The organism is Rhodopseudomonas rhenobacensis (genome assembly GCF_014203125.1).
GTDB lineage: Bacteria > Pseudomonadota > Alphaproteobacteria > Rhizobiales > Xanthobacteraceae > Rhodopseudomonas_A > Rhodopseudomonas_A rhenobacensis.
In genome coordinates this window covers 2,091-5,389 of the sequence record NZ_JACHIH010000061.1, presented here as the reverse complement: position 1 = coordinate 5,389, position 3,299 = coordinate 2,091, and the positions used below count along the sequence as shown (strand labels likewise).

The following is a 3,299-nucleotide window of genomic DNA, read 5'->3' as shown; positions in this document are numbered from 1 at the left end:
TGGCGAGCAGCGAATGGCGAATGGAAGACAATCTTCTCTATTCGCCACTCCCTATTCGCTATTCGCCGGTCTCTTTATGATTTCTATTTTCATGCTGCTCATACGCGGCGCGTATGGACATAGAAAATGAGAGCAATCAAGCCAATCGAACGATTAGTACCGGTAAGCTACATGCGTTGCCGCACTTCCACACCCGGCCTATCAACGTGGTGGTCTACCACGGTTCTCAAGGGAATACTGGTTTTGAGGTGGGTTTCCCGCTTAGATGCTTTCAGCGGTTATCCCGTCCGTACATAGCTATGCAGCACTGCCGTTGGCACGACAACTGCTCCACCAGAGGTACGTTCATCCCGGTCCTCTCGTACTAGGGACAAATCCTCTCAATATTCCAACACCCACGGCAGATAGGGACCGAACTGTCTCACGACGTTCTGAACCCAGCTCACGTACCACTTTAATCGGCGAACAGCCGAACCCTTGGGACCTTCTCCAGCCCCAGGATGTGATGAGCCGACATCGAGGTGCCAAACGACGCCGTCGATATGGACTCTTGGGCGTCATCAGCCTGTTATCCCCGGCGTACCTTTTATCCGTTGAGCGATGGCCCTTCCACGTGGGACCACCGGATCACTATGACCGACTTTCGTCTCTGCTCGACTTGTTGGTCTCGCAGTCAGGCAGGCTTATGCCATTATACTCGACGAACGATTTCCGACCGTTCTGAGCCTACCGTCGCACGCCTCCGTTACTCTTTGGGAGGCGACCGCCCCAGTCAAACTGCCCACCATGCGCTGTCCCGGACCCGGCTTACGGGTCGCGGTTAGATATCCATAACCATTAGGGTGGTATTTCACATTTCGGCTCCACTCAGGCTGGCGCCCAAGCTTCAAAGCCTACCACCTATTCTACACAAACAGTCACGAATACCAGCGCAAAGCTACAGTAAAGGTGCACGGGGTCTTTCCGTCTGACCGCAGGAACCCCGCATCTTCACGGGGAATTCAATTTCACTGAGTCTATGTTGGAGACAGCGGGGAAGTCATTACGCCATTCGTGCAGGTCGGAACTTACCCGACAAGGAATTTCGCTACCTTAGGACCGTTATAGTTACGGCCGCCGTTTACCGGGGCTTCAATTCAGAGCTTGCACTCCTCCTCTTAACCTTCCGGCACCGGGCAGGCGTCAGACCCTATACGTCATCTTGCGATTTCGCAGAGCCCTGTGTTTTTGTTAAACAGTTGCCACCCCCTGGTCTGTGCCCCCACGACGTGCTTGCGCACGGCATGGGCCCCCTTATCCCGAAGTTACGGAGGTAAATTGCCGAGTTCCTTCAACATAGTTCTCTCAAGCGCCTTGGTATACTCTACCAGTCCACCTGTGTCGGTTTAGGGTACGGTCTAATGTGGAGGCTATTTCCTGGAACCCCTTCGAGGCCCGACCAATCCAATAAGGTCAGACAACATACGGGATTCGTCACCATCCACTGGCTGCAGAATATTCACTGCATTCCCATCGACTACGCCTTTCGGCCTCGCCTTAGGGACCGGCTAACCCTGCGAAGATTAACTTTACGCAGGAACCCTTGGACTTACGGCGACACTGTCTTTCACAGTGTTTGTCGTTACTCATGCCAGCATTCGCACTTCTGATACCTCCAGGCGCTCTCACGAGTCGCCCTTCGCAGGCTTACAGAACGCTCCGCTACCGCGTGACCCTTGCGGATCACACCCTAAGCTTCGGCTCGTGGCTTGAGCCCCGTTACATCTTCGGCGCAGGAACCCTTATTTAGACCAGTGAGCTGTTACGCTTTCTTTAAAGGATGGCTGCTTCTAAGCCAACCTCCTGGTTGTTTTGGGATTCCCACATCCTTTCCCACTTAGCCACGAATTAGGGGCCTTAGCTGTAGGTCCGGGTTGTTTCCCTCTCCACGACGGACGTTAGCACCCGCCGTGTGACTCCCGGATAGTACTCTCGGGTATTCGGAGTTTGGTTGGGTTTGGTAAGACGGTAAGTCCCCCTAGCCCATCCAGTGCTCTACCCCCCGAGGTATTCATCCGAGGCGATACCTAAATATCTTTCGCGGAGAACCAGCTATTTCCCAGTTTGATTGGCCTTTCACCCCTAACCACAAGTCATCGGAGTCTTTTTCAACAGACACCCGTTCGGTCCTCCAGTGAGTGTTACCTCACCTTCAACCTGCTCATGGCTAGATCACTAGGTTTCGGGTCTAATACAACGAACTTGACGCCCTATTCAGACTCGCTTTCGCTGCGCATACACCTATCGGCTTAAGCTTGCTCGTTAAATTAAGTCGCTGGCCCATAATACAAAAGGTACGACGTCACCCAGAACGTATCTTGGGCTCCGTCTGTTTGTAGGTGTCCGGTTTCAGGTCTATTTCACTCCCCTCGTCGGGGTGCTTTTCACCTTTCCCTCACGGTACTGGTTCACTATCGGTCGCTGAGGAGTACTTAGGCTTGGAGGGTGGTCCCCCCACGTTCAGACAGGATTACACGTGTCCCGCCTTACTCATGGATACATCATCGCATTACCCGTACGGGGCTATCACCCTCTAAGGCCCTGCTTTCCTGACAGGTTCCGGTTGTCTTTGATGTATCACTGGCCTGGTCCGCGTTCGCTCGCCACTACTAACGGAGTCTCTGTTGATGTCCTTTCCTCCAGGTACTTAGATGTTTCAGTTCCCTGGGTTCGCTTAAAACCCCCTATGAATTCAGGAGCTTCATACCTTCGCTTGATAACCGGAAATCCAAAACCTCACGGCTTGGAGTCAGACATTTCTGTTTGAGCCCCAAGACACAAGGCCTTGGAGTTCCGGCTATCGAAGGTGGGTTTCCCCATTCGGAAATCCGTGGATCAAAGCTTCTTCGCAGCTCCCCACGGCTTATCGCAGCGTAGCACGTCCTTCATCGCCTCTCAGCGCCAAGGCATCCACCGAACACCCTTAAGGCACTTGATTGCTCTCATTATCAATGTCCACACACTCGGCAGAATGTAACCGCATCCGTGTTGCTAGCTCGAAAGCTACCAACCTGCCCCCTCGATAGGAGCCAAACGCGGCTGGACATGATTAGAAAGACCAGCTTGCTTCGTAAGATCGAACCAGTGGTGAGGCGGTCAAGCGTCACCAACAAAGATTGAGCATCCGTAAGCCGTCTTGCGACGGTCACGACTGCAAAATCCTGGAGATAGCATTTCGAACCCCGTGGATTGCTCCACAAGATCCAAAACCTGGATCGATCTCCTCTATACGATGTCAGATATCCCGCAGTTCGCATCTG

General features: G+C 53.2%; 1 rRNA gene. It reads right to left on the bottom strand.

Features of this window, described 5'->3' with window-relative positions:
• Nucleotides 1-132: 132 nt before the first annotated feature.
• Nucleotides 133-2,977 (bottom strand): 23S ribosomal RNA (locus HNR60_RS23845).
• Between the last annotated feature and the right edge of the window lie 322 nt (nucleotides 2,978-3,299).